Source organism: Legionella londiniensis (assembly GCF_001467825.1).
GTDB lineage: Bacteria > Pseudomonadota > Gammaproteobacteria > Legionellales > Legionellaceae > Legionella_A > Legionella_A londiniensis.
Window position 1 is genome coordinate 77,567 of the sequence record NZ_LNYK01000030.1, and the last position, 14,262, is coordinate 91,828.

Below are 14,262 nucleotides of genomic sequence, written 5' to 3' on the forward strand. Positions count from 1 at the left end.
AAGGTGGATATGCATGAAAAAAAGGGTTGTCATCACAGGCATGGAGATCGTCTCTGCCATTGGATGCGGACTGGAAGTTTTCTGGGAGGCAGCTATAAAAGGAACATGCGGCATCAGGCGCATTCAATCTTATGACCCGTCACCCTATACCACTCAGATTGCTGGAGAAGTTCTTGATCTGCCTTTAGCTCATTTGCCAGAAATTGATAATCCAAAACGCTATCCCCGTGTTGCACAATATGCACTGTTCTGCACCCATCATGCCATAGAGCGCGCAGGGCTTGATGCAAAAGAATTGCAACATGCTGCAACTTTTATTGGCACAAGCCTTGGCGGCATGCCGGAACTTGAGTCTGCCTACAAAGCCTTTTACCAGGAGCATTGGAGAAAGATTCCAGCTTTAAGCGTCCTGCGCGGCATGCCGAATTCCATTGCAAACCATATTGCCATCGCATTTGGCATAGGGGGACCCAATTCAACTTTTTCCAACGCCTGTGTTTCTTCGGCTGAAGCGATTGGGCATGCCTATCAGCAAATAGCAAATGGAAAATTGGCCATAGCGATTTGTGGCGGGACGGAGTCACTCATTTGGGAAACCATCATGGCCGCCTGGTGTAAATTGCGCGTCATGTCAACCCAGAATGAAAACCCTGGCCAGGCAAGCCGGCCTTTTGATAAATTCCGAGACGGCATGGTCATGGCCGATGGGGCGGGAATCCTTGTTCTTGAAGAGCTGGAGCATGCAAAAGTGCGGGGAGCAAGGATTTATGCTGAAATAACGGGTTTTGGAGCAAGCTGTGACGCCCATCACGTGACTGCCCCGAAGAGCGAAGGCCAGGCGCGCGCCATCCAGGCAGCTCTGGATGATGCCAGATTGACCGCGGGCGACATTCAATACATCAATGCCCATGGCACAGGGACGCAACTCAATGACGCGACGGAGACGCAAACCATTAAACATATTTTTGGCAAGCGAAGCTATGATATCCCTATCAGCGCTCAAAAAGCAATGACTGGCCATACCATAGGCGCCGCCGGTGCACTCGAAATTATAGCCACCACTTTAAGTCTTGGGCATGATATTTTGCTGCCAACCATTAACCTGCAAAATCCCGATCCAGCCTGCGATCTGGATTATATCGCCAACAATGCCCGCAAAAAGCGAATTGATATTGCCTTGTCCAATCATTTTGCCTTTGGCGGCGCTAATGCTGCATTGATAGTGCAAAGAGTTTAGCGCCGCAAAATTGATACGGCTACTTTTCGACGATTTTAGCAGCCTTGCAAAAGGGGTTATCAAGAAATACTCTCAGGCCGATTCCGACGAAATCAATTTTTGGCGCTTTAAGCACGTTTCCGCTGAGCAAGGCTTCAACATTTTCAAGATCAATTGCCGATGATTTGTTGCCAAAATAGCGCTGCCAGAAAAAATTGACGCCGGCATTCGCATTGATCATGTAGATGGCGCCCAAACCAATCGCCGGTCTCCATTTGGGAGTATTGATTGCAAGAGTGAGGTTTACTGATTCTTCAGGATCTTCCTCATCGACGCTAATAACTCCCAATTTCGCTTTGGGACTGATGTACGCGCCGCCCCCCTTCAGGTAAGCTTGCCAGCCAGACTGGCCAAGCGGCATTGAAATTTGAGCAAGAACATCCAGCGCTTCCGTTTTTAAACGGTAATTCATGGTGGTTCCATCTGCAGAAAATGAGATTTTTTTATTCTCAAAGCGGCTATAACCAAACTCCAACCCTAAAAAACGATTGTATCGCCATCCGGTAAATAGCCTGCCGCCCCAACCCCATTCACGATCAATTGCCGTGGTTGAGGCACTATCTCCATCAGCTGCCAAAACAGCCTGTATTGTTGAAAATATCGGGTTGCCATCTTGTACCTTGGCTAATCCCCCTTCAACCCCGAGGTATGCCCTGGAAGGCTCTGTTGAAAGAAACAGATCCTGCAGCGCAGCCCTTGCTTGGAAAGAAGATATAAGAAAACAAAAACAAACCATCAACCTCCTGATTCTCATTTTTTTATCCTTTTTTAGATGAAACACTTTATCCTACCGAAGGATGGAACAGGAGAACAGATATTTTCCGTGATAAAAATTCGCCACTCAGAATACCTCGAGTTATAATTGCCTAATTTTGCAAACTTAGAAGGTCATGATGAATGTTGCATTATCTGAAATAGCAAAACTCATCGACGGCGAAGTCACAGGAAATACCAACATCAAGGTCACTTCGCTATCGCCAATCGATGATATCGCCAGCGGCTCCCTGGTTTTTGCTGAAGGCGAGGAAAATATCCTGCGGGCAGAAAACTCCAATGCTTCAGCTGTATTAGTCACCCAAAACACAGAAATAAAAAATAAGCCGTCAATTCGCGTAGCAAACCCACTGAAAGCATTTATCACTTTGTTAAATTATTTTTATCCGCATCCACAACCTGTGCCAGGCATTCATCCCACTGCCGTGATTGCTGGTGATGTCAGCCTTGGAGAGGGGGTTTTTATTGGGCCTTATGTCGTCATCGAGGCAGGCAGCTCCATCGGCAATCATTGTGTCTTAAAAAGCCATGTCCACATTGGCCGCGGCGTTAGTCTTGGCCACAATTCGGTGCTTCATCCCCAAGTCACAGTCTATGATCACTGCCGTATCGGCAATCGGGTTATCATCCACGCATCCTCCGTAATTGGCTCAGATGGATTTGGCTATACTATGGATGAGGGGCGCCATGCCAAAATTCCTCATGTCGGCACAGTGATTGTTGAAGATGATGTTGAAATCGGCGCAAATACCGTAATCGATCGCGCAACGCTTGGCGCCACTGTTATTGGAGAAGGGACAAAAATTGATAACCTGGTTCAGGTCGCCCACTCAGTCAAATTAGGAAAGCATAATATCCTTTGTGCATTTACAGGCATTGCGGGCAGCACCATTAGCGGAAATCATGTCATTTTTGCGGCAAACGTCGGGGTCAGCGATCATGTCCGCATTGATGATGGCGTGATTCTAGGTGCCCGTGCGGGCGTTCCGCCCAGGAAACATTTAAAACAGGGCAATATCTATTTAGGCAACCCTGCAAGGCCCAAGGAGAAGGCGCTTGAGCAGGAGCTGTCAGCCAGCCGACTGCCTATCATGCGCAAGAACCTGAAAGCCTTGAGCGACAAAGTAGAACAATTGGCTCAACGAATAAAACAACAGGAGAATCAGTAACCATGTCTCATCCTTTGGTTTTAGTTGACGGCTCATCTTATTTTTTCCGCGCTTTCCATGCCTTGCCGCCGCTTACCAATTCCAAAGGGCAGCCAACTGGCGCAATTTACGGCGTTGCCAATATGGTCAAGCGTTTGATAAAGGACTATCAACCCGAAAAAATCGCCGTGGTTTTTGATGCCAAAGGAAAGACTTTTCGGGACGATTTATATCCCGAATACAAAGCAAACCGCCCCCCTATGCCTGAGGATTTACGCTCCCAGTTTAAACCTCTGCAGTCTGTCCTGGAAGCCATGGGCCTGCCTTTGCTAACCATTGAAGGCGTAGAGGCAGATGATGTCATTGGCACTCTTGCCAATCACGCAACCCAAAAGGGGCAGGACGTGATAATTTCTACAGGCGATAAAGACATGGCGCAACTGGTCAATGAGCATGTCACGCTGGTCAATACCATGACAGAACAAATACTCGATGAAGCCAAAGTAGAAGAAAAATTTGGCGTTAAGCCAGAGCAAATAATCGACTATTTAACTTTGATAGGCGATCAGAGCGATAACATCCCGGGCGTTCCAAAATGCGGCCCCAAAACCGCGGCCAAGTGGTTAAAAGAATACCAAACCCTGGACAATCTTAAAGAGCACGCAGGCGAAATCGGCGGTAAAATCGGCGAAAATCTGCGGGCAAGCTTGCCCCAGATGTCCTTATCAAAAACACTGGTCACCATTAAAACCGATGTTGATTTGCCGGTAGATTTTGAGGATTTAGTCCGCAAGCCCCCTGATCGCGAACGCTTAATTTCGCTGGCGCGCGAATTTGAGTTTAAAAGCTGGCTAAAAGAGCTCTTAAGTGAGAATGAGCAAGAAAAAGGCGATGCTGACGCCAAAAGCAACATCCAATATGAATTGATTACCCAACAGAGCGAACTTGATGCGTGGATAAAAAAACTGAAATCCTCCGAAGCTTTTTGCATTGATACCGAAACGACGAGTCTTGACGCCATACAGGCTGAACTCGTTGGCATTGCCTTGGCCCTTCCGGGGGAAATCGCCGCCTACATACCGCTTGCACATCATAATGAAAACCGGCAGTTACCCCGAGACGCCGTATTACAGGCCCTGAAACCGCTGCTGGAAGATCCAGCCATCAAAAAAATCGGCCAAAATTTAAAATACGATTATATCGTCTTTAAGAATTGCGGCATTAACCTTTTGGGCATCGCATTTGATACCATGCTGGAATCTTATGTTTTAAACAGCACGGCTGCGCGCCATGATATGGATTCGCTGGCATTAAAATACCTCGGCTATAAAACCATCAGTTTTGAAGATATTGCCGGCAAGGGCGCCAAGCAATTGCGTTTTGATCAAATTCCGGTTCAAACAGCCGCGCCATATGCCGCAGAAGACGCTGAAGTGACTTTAAAACTGCATGAAATCCTCTACCCCATGATGGATGAACGCTTGCGGGACGTTTTTCATGAAATTGAAATGCCCCTGGTAACGGTTATTGCCGATATGGAACGCCATGGGGTTTTAATTGATAAATTGCTTCTGGCTTCTCATGGCAAGCGTTTGAAAGAAAAAATAGCGGCTCTCGAACAAGAAGCATTAGCGCTTGCGGGAAAACCTTTTAATTTAAATTCGCCAAGACAGTTGCAGGAAATTCTTTTTGCCGAGTTAAATTTGCCGGTTCTTGCGAAAACACCGACGGGCCAGCCTTCCACAGCAGAATCAGTACTGCAAGAACTGGCCTTTGATTTCAGGTTGCCGTCAGTCATTCTGGAATACAGAAGCTTAACCAAGCTTGTTTCTACTTATATTGATGTTTTGCCAAAGCGCATCAATCCCCAGTCTGGACGAGTGCATACTTCATACAACCAGGCTGTTGCGGCAACCGGCCGGCTGTCTTCAAGCGATCCTAACTTACAGAATATTCCCACACGCACGGAAGAAGGGCGCATGATTCGCAAAGCCTTCGTCGCCCCCCCTCAACACCAGCTTCTTGCCGCTGATTATTCCCAGATTGAGCTCCGCATCATGGCGCATTTGTCAGGAGATAAAGGCTTGCAAAACGCCTTTGCAAAGGGATGGGACATCCATGCGGCCACGGCAAGCGAGATTTTTGATGTCGAGCTCGAATCTGTAACCCGCGAACAGCGCAGGCGGGCAAAGGCGGTGAATTTTGGCTTGATTTACGGCATGTCAGCCTTTGGCCTGGCCAAGCAGTTGGGCGTGGAACGCGAGGATGCCCAAACCTATATAGACCGCTATTTTGAACGCTATCCAGGCGTACTGGAATATATGGAGAAAACGCGAGCCAAAGCGCACAAACAAGGTTATGTTGAAACCATATTTGGAAGGCGCTTGCATCTTCCTGAAATTAATGCGCAAAACCTGATGAGGCAAAAAGCCGCAGAGCGCACCGCCATCAATGCGCCGATGCAGGGCACAGCCGCTGATATCATTAAAAAAGCAATGATTGCCATCTCTGATTGGCAGAAAAGTCAAAGTCATGGCGGAATCCGCATGATCATGCAGGTTCATGATGAACTGGTATTTGAAGTACACGAAAATTTGCTTGAAACAGCCAAAAGCAAGATCAAGCAATTAATGGAACAAACGGTTAGGCTTTCCGTCCCGCTTATGGTTTCCATCGGTGTTGGCCCAAACTGGGAAGAAGCGCATTGACTGGCCGGATTTGAAGCTAATTATACAGATGCCCGGAACGGCTGATGACGGGAATGCCATAATCAACAAATTCTGCGAAAGAAGGCCTGCCCTTTAATGCCCGCTGTAAATGTTGGGGATAAACAATTTTTGGCCAAATGCTTTGTTCATTAAATTGTTTGTTGTGCTGTTTAAACACCTCAGCAAATGCCAGACGCATCTCATCACAATCTGTCCAGGCGATTACAGAAATATGCGGGAATTTTCGCCATAAAAGATCTGCAAGCACAGGCGCACTGCAGTAACGCCCTTCACCAACCCCTAAATCTCCATCGAGAACCACCAAATCGGGTTTACTTTCAGCCATTTCTTGCAAAGCCGCAAAGCTGCCATTAGCCATGGTCACTTGTACTGTATTACAGGTTGCTTCAATCAAGCGCGTCAGGCAATATGCATTGAATTCATTGTCCGCGACAATTAATACCAACATCACTGTTCTCCTTATTCAGTGACAGGCAGTATAACGAGCGAACCTTAAGAAAAAATTAAGTTATCGGCACACCTCCAATGTATTCTTTTGCTGTAGTCAACATGCCCGGCCGCAATAGCAACCCCTTTATATCTATTTGCCGAATGGATAAACAGACAGTCTATGCTTTTAAAACAGGAGAGATTTTATTCCAGAATGCGATTTCAATCTGGCATATGGGATATAGGGCAGGAGGTATTTGCCATGACCGTCTCATCGATTGAGTCATCTTTATTATCGATGCAGGCTACCAACAAGTTTGCAGGGCATTCAACTGCCCTGGCTTTTTGGAATAAACCATTGCTTGAGATACCGAATTAAAGCCTGGGTATTGACTGGCAACTGGAGCAAACCAATATACTTATCCGGGCGCAATAAAACTGCCATAGGCTGTTCAATGGCGTAATCTCTGTGAACCTCTTGCTTCTCATCAAGCCAAACGGCAGCCGGACAATCCGGATAAACAATATCATGGCTTAAAATCAGGTGGGTTGAAACTATTTTTTCAAACTGTTCATGCACTTGTCTTATGGCATCTGCCAGAATAGAGACATCTGCGCTGTTTTTTCCCGCGAACAATAACAAGTGGTGCTTGGTTCCCCGCACAATTTCACTTAATGGTTGCATGCTCTGGGTTTTCATATTCATCAAGCTGAAATCAAGCAAAAAATAACCGGCGCTGAACTGCTTATTGCGCCCTGATTCGCTCACTATGGGGCTGCCGGCATAGGAAATATCAAGTTCTGCGGCTTGCTTTATAAATTTCTTTTTTATTGCCTTAAAAGACATCAGGAAGGACAAGCAGGCATTACGCAAGGTAATTGCCAGCGGATTTTTTATAATAACCGCGCGCGTTAAGATATCCGTCTTTTTTAAGACTTCCCGGCCTATGGGGTAACGCTCCTCATGGTAACTGTCCAAAAGGGCTTCTTTGGCTAATCCTTTGTGAACCAGCGCCAGTTTCCATACGAGATTATATATATCCTGTATACCCGTGTTTAATCCCTGTCCGCCCAGAGGGCTATGAATATGGGCTGCGTCGCCGGCAAAAAATACATGTTTCTGGCGATAATGCTTGACCTGGCGGTAATGGATATAGAACTTGGTTATCCATCGCGGATTAGACAAGGCTGCCTCCTCATGGGATGTGCGTGCTTTAAATTCCTCCCGGATATCCGAGATGTCGGGATCTTGCTCGTTTTGCGAGGGGGCAGTCATGACTATCCGATAACGTTTTTGACCCATGGGAAAACAGGCAAGCGGCCCCTTGGCGCTTAGATACAAAATCATGCGGTTTTCCGGCAATTTCCAGTCAATAAAAAGATCTGCAAGCCACCAGTTTTGCTGATATTCGCCGCCTATAAAAGGCATATTGGCAATTTGCCGGACGGTACTGTGCGCGCCGTCGCAGGCTATAAGCCATGAACATTCGATTTCTTCTTCCTCGCCCGCATGATTCCGAACTCTCGCCCGTACTGTACTGCCTTCCTCGGAAAACGATAAAAGCTCTGTTTGCCATTCAACATCCAGCGATTTTGCCTGCAAGCCTTCATATAGAATACGCTCGGTTTTATCTTGGGGCAAATCGATTAAAAAATGATGATTGGCCGGGATATCCTTAAAACTGACATTGACCAAGTCTTTTCCTTGAGACCTGATAAGCATGCCCTCTACTGCCAATCCATGCTCCACTACAGGCTCAAAAAAACCGCAATCTTTAAAGACATCCAAAGTACGGATATGGATTCCCAAGGCCTTGGATTTATCACTTAAGGTAGCTTTTTTATCAATGATACGGCAATTTAGGCCATGCCTGATTAACTCATTGGCACAAAACAAACCGACCGGTCCTGCGCCAACCACAAGCACATCCAGTGAATTTCTCATGATAAGTCCTTTTATCATTGCCGCATTTCTAAAGATGCATGAAAAAACAACGGCTTGTCAATATAGGACTGAAGGAAAGGATAAGGATGGAACAAATAACAATCTGTCTGATTTCAAAAAGACCTTACTCCATCTTGCGTTGCCAATAGGACGACATCAGCACGGCAGTTTGCAAAAATCCCATTTTCTACAACTCCGGTAATGCATTTAATCGTTTTCTCCAGCTCTTCAGGGTGGCTGTAATCCAGATCCGATACATCAAGGATGATATTGCCATTATCGGTAATAAAATTTTCGCGATAAGCGGGATTCCCACCTAATTTCACTAATTCTCTGGCAACATAACTTCTCGCCATCGGCAAAACTTCAACTGCCAGGGGAAACTCTCCCAGATCCTGGACGAGCTTTGTTTCATCCGCAATGCAAACAAATTTTTTAGCGCTGCAGGCGATAATTTTTTCCCGAGTTAAAGCGCCGCCCCCTCCCTTAATCATTTGCCGACTTGGATTGACTTCATCGGCGCCATCGATATAAACCGCAACCTCATTAGCAACATTCAAATCAATCACGGGTATGCCAAGCTCGCGCAGGCGATGCTCTGTTTGCTTTGAGCTTGAGACACAGGCATCAATACGATGCTTGACGGCAGCCAAAGCCTCAATAAAATAATTGACAGTAGAGCCTGTCCCGACGCCCACTATCATGTTGTCATCCACATAAGATAACGCAGCATTTGCTGCCTTGGCTTTTAATTCATTGAGTGTCATCATAGCGAGCTTTTGCATCATCAAGACAGTAACTGTAATCCGTTTTGCGCTCAAATTCCACTACGGCGTTTGTTTAAATTTGCTTCCTTTTTTCTCAGTGAAAAAATGCGTATACTCTCTGACAAGAAATGGAGTACAACGAAAAGGAATACCATGATTTATAATAATATCCTCGAAACTATCGGCAAAACCCCCGTTGTCCGCATTAACCGCATTGGCGCTGAACTCCAGTGCAGCCTCTTTGCCAAATGTGAATTTTTCAACCCTGGCGGTTCAGTCAAAGACCGCATAGGCTATGAAATGGTTAAAAACGCCGCCCGTGCAGGCAGAATCAAACCAGGCGACACATTAATCGAACCCACTTCCGGTAATACAGGAATCGGCATAGCCCTCGCCGGCGCGGTCATGGGGTATCAGGTCATTATAACCATGCCTGAAAAAATGAGCCTCGAAAAACAGGTAGTCCTTGAACGGCTGGGGGCAAAAATATTCCGTACCCCCACGGAAGCGGCCTGGAATGATCCGGACAGCCACATATCCTTGGCAAGAAAACTCCATAGAGAAATTCCCAATTCCCATATTCTTGATCAGTATATCAATCCCGATAACCCCGGCGCCCATTATCACGGCACAGCAGAAGAAATTATTGAGGATTTCGGCCATGAGCTGGATATGGTTGTCATCGGCGTTGGCACCGGCGGCACGATAACAGGTGTAGCCAAACGCTTAAAAGAATTTAACCCGTCTATTAAAGTCATAGGCGTTGACCCTGTCGGCTCCATTTTAGGCGGCGGCGATGAAGTCAAACCCTACCATGTTGAAGGAATCGGCTATGATTTTTTCCCAGACGTGCTGGACAATGAGCTGATAGATGAGTACATCAAAACAAACGATGCTGATTCATTTCATATGGCAAGACGATTGATACGTGAGGAAGGCCTGTTAGTTGGAGGGTCAAGCGGCGCTGCAATGTGGGCTGCGCTTAAGGCTGCAAAACCCTTGACTGCGAAAGACAAGTGTCTCGTCATTTTGCCGGATTCCATCCGCAATTACATGTCTAAATATGCAAGCGATGCGTGGATGGCAGAACACGAATTTTTATAGCGCATCTTATGCGATGCTTGACCGAAGGCTTGCATCCTGCCGGTTTTCAATCTCATTGAAAACACGCGCTTCATTCATATAGCCGAGGGTTATGGCTTCAGCAAGCTTCTCAACCAATTGGGATATGGTTCGTTCTTCTGTTGTTTTCTCGGCATAGGAATCTGCAACCCCCAAGCGGTTGCGCTTAAAAGAAATGCAGCCCTTTCGCATGATCTTGCTGTCTAAATCCTGTGACTGCGCTTCTTCGCTTGTGGGTGTGTTTTTGACATAGGTTTCCAGAAGATCGTCTTTTGTGAGTTCCCCGGCCTGAACCATGGTGCTTAAGCGATTGACTAGAAGATCAAATTTTTTCTGCAGACGCTCATTATCTTGCTCTATTTGGAACATGGCGTCAGCTAAATCCAGATGGTTTATTGTCTGTTCCCTGGCTTTAAGTAATCCTGAATGCATTTGCAAATTTTCAAAGGTTTCAGGAGCAGACACTTGAGCCGAATATTGCTGTCCATGTTTCTTAAACACCAAACGCGGGTTTGTTTTGGGGTTTTCAACACCAAGATTGTATTGACGGCGTACAGGCAACTCCTGATACTCGGCGCTCTCTATGATTTCTACAGGCAATGAAAGCTTTTTTGCTAAAGCAATCAAGGCACATTCATGCAACGGGGTTTGCGGCTTTCGCATTTGTTTTTCAGTTAAGCCGGAAGAAGCAGCTAAAAATGCGGCGCGATAATGGGCAGGATTTTCCAAAAGTTCATCCACTGCCATTTGCCGCAAAGTATAAGCGAGACTTTCAACTACATTTCCCAGAGGGATTTCACGCAACATGTGCTGCATCCGTTCAGCAGGGGTCATCAAGCCAGGTACGCGGGGTTTATGCTCTGGGAAATAAGCAAAATGGCGGGACAAAATATTGCCAAGCAATTCGCTGTTGAGCCGAGGATGCTTTTGAACATTGTCAACCAAATTCAAAACCAGCGCATTAAACATGCTGTCAGCATCTGCTCCAGGAGACACAAACGCTTTTTTGCCTGGTTTTAAGGAAGCATCTGCGGCAGGCTTAAAAAAAACCTGTGCGGTATACTTTAGGCTTGTTGCCATCGCATTCTTCCTTTCAAGTTCAACTTAGTTCCATTTTAAATAATTAAAGTTAAGGAAATATTAACACCTCATCGGCAACTAACCCTGCCAAAAAACTGGTCTATTGCTCATGCCTGGCACAATGCATCTCTATAAAACCAATGACATCTTCTGCGAAAGTCTTATAGTTCCATAAATTCAGGTGATGACCATGCTCATAGGCTTTAAGCTCTTTCGGTTCATTGGCTTTTTGATACAATGCGAGCCCCTGCTCATAGGGAACAATTTGATCCCTTTTGCCATGCAGCACTAAAACAGGAGCCTTAATTTCGGCAATCCGTTTTAAAGAATCAAACCGATCCCAGGGCTTTATCACCATCCAGGGATAGTGATAACGGGCTAAATCGGCAAGGGAGGTAAAAGGGGTTTGCAGGATCAACGCACAGGCTTGTGTCTCCAGAGCCAATTTTATAGCAACCCCCGTTCCGAGAGACTCCCCATACAATACCAGTTTTTGAGCTTTGACCCCTTGCATTTGTAAAAATTTGACTGCTGCCTGCCCATCTTGATACAAACCCTGCTCGGAGGGGCTTCCCTTGTTTCCTCCATATCCCCGATATTCCAGCAAAAGTACGCCGATGCCTTCATTCATGAACCTTCGTACCAATGGTATGCGAAATCCAATGTGTCCTGCATTCCCATGCAAATAAAGAATAGTCGGCCTCCCTTCGCGGGCTGCTTTATACCAGGAGTTCAATGTCAAGCCGTCTTCTGTATGTATGGCAATGACTTCCATGTCGCTTGCTTGATAATCTTTGGGCTTAGGACGCTCCTTTGAAGGCAGGTAGATTAAATGCCGCTGCCAGATATACATGAAAAACATGAGGATGATAACAATCAAAACCCCCATGATTAGCAGTTGTTTAATCATATGCCCCTCTCCATGATAATTTTTCCTTTTTTTGCTCAATTAACATGCCTGCTTTTGCCGCTATACTTACCATCCAAACCGGTAAAATGCAGAAAGAGCGAAGCGAATGTGGTAAATTCATTTAGGCGGTAACTCTATATCGATGTGATATACTTTTGCGAAAACAATATCATCAAAGTTAAATTTGGCAATATTTTTTATCAATTGGGTATATAGAAAATACGCTGCATGAAATAAGGAGATGATCATGGAGCCCATGGATGAGCAAGATATATCAAGACTTAAGGCATTGCTGCAACGTACAGGGGAATTTATCGCCTACTTTGAGCTTGCTGAAAGCAAAATGATCGAATGGCGGCAAGAAATTGAATCCCAGGCCTTATCCCAGCAGAAACAGGTACAAACCCTGCATAGGGAACTGAATAAATTGCAGGAAATTTTAGATGAAGCAGGCCTTGCCAGGCTTAGGCTGGCTGCAGAAAATGCGCTTGGCCAGGGAAAGGCTTATTTGGAGGCTGTGCAAGAAACCAAAAAAGATATCATGGCGCAGCTTAACGCCTATCAGGAAGAATTAAAGGATTTATGCGCAAACACCTTATCTGAAATTAATCAACATGCCAAACAAGCCATTGAACGGGTTGATTCGCAGCTGTCTCACTATGATGCAAAGCATTTCTCACGGATTGCCAATGAAAGCTGCACAATGATCGAAAAGTCTGCGCAGGAAGCCATCAGCTCCAGCCGAAAACTGCTATCGCTATTTCATTGGCGAATCATTGCAATTGCCTTTTTTACAACCCTAATCACTGCCTTTATCATGGGCCTTTATCTCAGTAATGAATATCCCTGGGATATCCACCAACAGGCGATGAACGAACGGGATGCCGGCAAACTTCTGATCAAATCCTGGCCGATCCTCTCGCAGGCTGAGCGCATGAAAATTCTTGGCAATCAGCCAGGTTGACATGATTGAGATTATTGCATCGGCAGCCATCATCATTATTATTTTTGGCCTGGTGCAGTTTTTTAAGCAAGCAAAAATCAAACGCTGGCGAGGGATGTTGCATCTTGATCAACACCAACTTGCATACGAAGGATTGTATAGGGATGTGGATGGATTTGCCCTATCCAAGAGCACCCGCCAACTAAACGATGCCATTGAGTATTTGTATGGAGAAATTGATTTTGTTTCTTTTATTGCCCTTCTTTCGCTGGCAAAACCAAATTCAGAAACAGTTTTTTACGATCTCGGCAGCGGCACGGGGAAAGCTGTTATAGCCTGCGCCATGGTCTTTAAAGTCAAAAAAAGCTTCGGTATTGAACTTTTTGCCACGCTGCATCAAGCTGCATTAATGCAGAAGGAACGCTTAAGAAAAAAACCGGCCTATTCAAGCATTGCCGACAGGATACATTTCATTCATGATAATTTTTTGCAGGCTGACTTCACGGGAGCCAACATGATTTTTATTAATGCTTCTGCCTTTATTGGCGAAACCTGGAAAGCGCTTTCACAAAAGCTCGCCAAAACCCAACCTGGGACCATTATCATCATAACCAGTAAAATGCTCCCTGCTCCTCAATTCCGCCTGACTAGAAAAACTTACGTAAAAATGAGTTGGGGAATTGTATCTGCCTATATTTATCAGCGCCGATTGCTTGTTTGAATCGAGCCGTGCCCATGCAAAAACCAAAGCTGCTGTATCATCCATTTTGCGCAAGGCAGGCCGGCTTGAGAAGCGGGACTGGTAGAAGAACAGCAGCAGTTTAATTGAATTAGTTTTGACTTAATGAGCTGGCAAAATCAGCGCTGTTCCAGTTTTTCCGCGGCAATTTTACCGCGTAATACAGCGTTATCGGAGTTAATATATAGCCATTCTCCAAAACGCCCTGCACAAAATATGCCATGCCTTTCATAATAATTAAAAATGACTTGACGGGCATTGTTCCACTCATGGGTATAGACCGGGTATGCCAGAGGAAGCGTTTTAATTTGCTGGCTTAGGCTCAATCACCATTTAAATTGAATACAATAAAAAAATCCGTAAACTGTTATTTTTCACAATTTCAAGGGAATAGTAGTCA

13 protein-coding genes are annotated in these 14,262 nt (G+C 45.6%); 6 read left to right on the forward strand and 7 right to left on the reverse strand.

What is annotated here, in order from left to right; genetic code table 11:
- The first annotated feature begins 13 nt into the window (after positions 1-13).
- Complete coding sequence (locus Llon_RS09290; RefSeq protein WP_058529786.1) at positions 14-1,237, forward strand: beta-ketoacyl-[acyl-carrier-protein] synthase family protein; 1,224 nt, start codon at positions 14-16, stop codon at positions 1,235-1,237.
- Between the two features lie 19 nt (positions 1,238-1,256).
- Here the strand turns inward: Llon_RS09290 and Llon_RS09295 are convergent, their stop codons facing one another.
- Positions 1,257-2,030: an outer membrane beta-barrel protein gene (locus tag Llon_RS09295; RefSeq protein WP_083503314.1), complete on the reverse strand. Its 774-nt coding sequence runs from the start codon at positions 2,028-2,030 to the stop codon at positions 1,257-1,259.
- Positions 2,031-2,169: 139 nt separating this feature from the next.
- Here Llon_RS09295 and lpxD point away from each other — a divergent pair, with 139 nt between their 5' ends.
- On the forward strand, positions 2,170-3,219 hold the full coding sequence (lpxD, locus tag Llon_RS09300) for a UDP-3-O-(3-hydroxymyristoyl)glucosamine N-acyltransferase (RefSeq protein WP_058529788.1): 1,050 nt from the start codon (positions 2,170-2,172) through the stop codon (positions 3,217-3,219).
- Positions 3,220-3,221: 2 nt separating this feature from the next.
- Complete coding sequence (gene polA, locus Llon_RS09305) at positions 3,222-5,906, forward strand: DNA polymerase I (RefSeq protein WP_058529789.1); 2,685 nt, start codon at positions 3,222-3,224, stop codon at positions 5,904-5,906.
- A gap of 16 nt (positions 5,907-5,922) precedes the next feature.
- Here the strand turns inward: polA and Llon_RS09310 are convergent, their stop codons facing one another.
- The 3 genes from Llon_RS09310 to rpiA form a co-directional block, all read right to left on the reverse strand.
- Positions 5,923-6,375: a response regulator gene (locus Llon_RS09310; RefSeq protein WP_058529790.1), complete on the reverse strand. Its 453-nt coding sequence runs from the start codon at positions 6,373-6,375 to the stop codon at positions 5,923-5,925.
- A gap of 309 nt (positions 6,376-6,684) precedes the next feature.
- Complete coding sequence (locus tag Llon_RS09315; protein WP_058529791.1) at positions 6,685-8,301, reverse strand: FAD-dependent monooxygenase; 1,617 nt, start codon at positions 8,299-8,301, stop codon at positions 6,685-6,687.
- A gap of 113 nt (positions 8,302-8,414) precedes the next feature.
- A complete protein-coding gene (rpiA, locus tag Llon_RS09320) occupies positions 8,415-9,068 on the reverse strand; it encodes a ribose-5-phosphate isomerase RpiA (protein WP_058529805.1) in 654 nt (217 codons plus the stop codon).
- A 153-nt stretch (positions 9,069-9,221) separates the two neighbouring features.
- On the opposite strand from rpiA, the gene Llon_RS09325 reads away from it, so the two are divergent.
- The gene (locus Llon_RS09325) at positions 9,222-10,172 is read left to right on the forward strand and encodes a pyridoxal-phosphate dependent enzyme (protein WP_058529792.1); all 951 of its coding nucleotides are present in this window, start codon (positions 9,222-9,224) and stop codon (positions 10,170-10,172) included.
- 6 nt (positions 10,173-10,178) lie between these two features.
- On the opposite strand, the gene Llon_RS09330 is transcribed toward Llon_RS09325, so the two are convergent.
- Both Llon_RS09330 and Llon_RS09335 read right to left on the reverse strand, forming a co-directional pair.
- Positions 10,179-11,270, reverse strand: a complete 1,092-nt coding sequence (locus tag Llon_RS09330; protein ID WP_058529793.1) for an OTU domain-containing protein — start codon at positions 11,268-11,270, stop codon at positions 10,179-10,181.
- Between the two features lie 100 nt (positions 11,271-11,370).
- Positions 11,371-12,180, reverse strand: coding sequence for an alpha/beta hydrolase (locus Llon_RS09335; protein WP_058529794.1), 810 nt, complete (start codon positions 12,178-12,180; stop codon positions 11,371-11,373).
- Between the two features lie 247 nt (positions 12,181-12,427).
- On the opposite strand from Llon_RS09335, the gene Llon_RS09340 reads away from it, so the two are divergent.
- Both Llon_RS09340 and Llon_RS09345 read left to right on the forward strand, forming a co-directional pair.
- Positions 12,428-13,144 (forward strand): hypothetical protein, encoded by a 717-nt coding sequence (locus tag Llon_RS09340; protein ID WP_058529795.1) that lies wholly within the window; start codon positions 12,428-12,430, stop codon positions 13,142-13,144.
- Between the two features lies 1 nt (position 13,145).
- On the forward strand, positions 13,146-13,844 hold the full coding sequence (locus Llon_RS09345; protein ID WP_065238313.1) for a class I SAM-dependent methyltransferase: 699 nt from the start codon (positions 13,146-13,148) through the stop codon (positions 13,842-13,844).
- Positions 13,845-13,981: 137 nt separating this feature from the next.
- Here Llon_RS09345 and Llon_RS11475 read toward each other — a convergent pair whose 3' ends face one another.
- Complete coding sequence (locus Llon_RS11475) at positions 13,982-14,188, reverse strand: hypothetical protein (RefSeq protein ID WP_131754657.1); 207 nt, start codon at positions 14,186-14,188, stop codon at positions 13,982-13,984.
- Between the last annotated feature and the right edge of the window lie 74 nt (positions 14,189-14,262).

Coding starts and splice junctions, on each gene's coding strand:
- Llon_RS09290 (WP_058529786.1), top strand. CDS start 14: ATGAAAAAAAGGGTTGTCATCACAGGCATGGAGATCGTCTCTGCCATT.
- Llon_RS09295 (WP_083503314.1), bottom strand. CDS start 2,030: ATGAGAATCAGGAGGTTGATGGTTTGTTTTTGTTTTCTTATATCTTCT.
- lpxD (WP_058529788.1), top strand. CDS start 2,170: ATGAATGTTGCATTATCTGAAATAGCAAAACTCATCGACGGCGAAGTC.
- polA (WP_058529789.1), top strand. CDS start 3,222: ATGTCTCATCCTTTGGTTTTAGTTGACGGCTCATCTTATTTTTTCCGC.
- Llon_RS09310 (WP_058529790.1), bottom strand. CDS start 6,375: ATGTTGGTATTAATTGTCGCGGACAATGAATTCAATGCATATTGCCTG.
- Llon_RS09315 (WP_058529791.1), bottom strand. CDS start 8,301: ATGAGAAATTCACTGGATGTGCTTGTGGTTGGCGCAGGACCGGTCGGT.
- rpiA (WP_058529805.1), bottom strand. CDS start 9,068: ATGACACTCAATGAATTAAAAGCCAAGGCAGCAAATGCTGCGTTATCT.
- Llon_RS09325 (WP_058529792.1), top strand. CDS start 9,222: ATGATTTATAATAATATCCTCGAAACTATCGGCAAAACCCCCGTTGTC.
- Llon_RS09330 (WP_058529793.1), bottom strand. CDS start 11,270: ATGGCAACAAGCCTAAAGTATACCGCACAGGTTTTTTTTAAGCCTGCC.
- Llon_RS09335 (WP_058529794.1), bottom strand. CDS start 12,180: ATGATTAAACAACTGCTAATCATGGGGGTTTTGATTGTTATCATCCTC.
- Llon_RS09340 (WP_058529795.1), top strand. CDS start 12,428: ATGGAGCCCATGGATGAGCAAGATATATCAAGACTTAAGGCATTGCTG.
- Llon_RS09345 (WP_065238313.1), top strand. CDS start 13,146: ATGATTGAGATTATTGCATCGGCAGCCATCATCATTATTATTTTTGGC.